We start from the raw sequence: 790 nt of genomic DNA on the forward strand, positions 1-790 counted from the left end.
TACTAAGCTTGCGAAGTATCTAACTCAGTTTTTTGCATAAGCTAAGCGGTGAGCAGTGGTCTAGCTAGGTAGTATGATCATTCAAATTCCACTTCTCAATTACTCAATACTCAAATCCCAATACAAAATATCAATTACCTGTCAAACTCCATGGTGAGTTCCATTCCCTCAGCTACATAATTCCCCGGAGTAATAGGTATGCCCCCTGTTTTCCCAGCACTTAAAACCCAGTTTGATGCTGATTATTTTCCATTGGCCATTTATCCTTTTTAATTCAATGATTCTTTTTTCTCCTGAGACAGAATCGTCAAGAATACCTTCGTGTGTCAAGATTATGGTGGTAAAATCTTGAGAATCCATAACCTGTTCAATGATCAGCCTCGATTTACCCTCTGTTTTGTGAAAGGGAAATAATGTTCTTACTATGGAGACGGGATCATATACCCAATCCAGATGATCCTCTGCGGCTTTAGTTATTTTTTCATTGAATACTATGTGGTCTTCATCAATAAAACTACTTAGATGATCTTTATTACTACACGAGGCAAAAATGATTATAATAGAACAAATGATTGAGTACAAGTGCTTCATAATTGCTTCGATTGATATTATTACTTTCAAAAGTAAGATATAAAAATATCTCCGGATTGTTGTCTTTAAGGACCGTCATCATGAGGAGGCACGACGAAATGATCCCCCACTTCGGAGCGCGAACCAATTTAGTACCTCGAATTCAGTTTACTGCACATAATGAGGGGATTGCTTTGTCGTTTCTCGAAAGCCTTCGGAA

The 790-nt window shown here is 37.7% G+C and carries 1 protein-coding gene; it reads right to left on the reverse strand.

Annotated features, from left to right (window positions below):
- Nucleotides 1-168: 168 nt before the first annotated feature.
- The gene (locus tag E1163_RS14080; RefSeq protein WP_155172870.1) at nucleotides 169-591 is read right to left on the reverse strand and encodes a hypothetical protein; all 423 of its coding nucleotides are present in this window, start codon (nucleotides 589-591) and stop codon (nucleotides 169-171) included.
- Nucleotides 592-790: the final 199 nt, after the last annotated feature.

Origin of the sequence: Fulvivirga kasyanovii (assembly GCF_009711405.1) — a bacterium.
GTDB lineage: Bacteria > Bacteroidota > Bacteroidia > Cytophagales > Cyclobacteriaceae > Fulvivirga > Fulvivirga kasyanovii.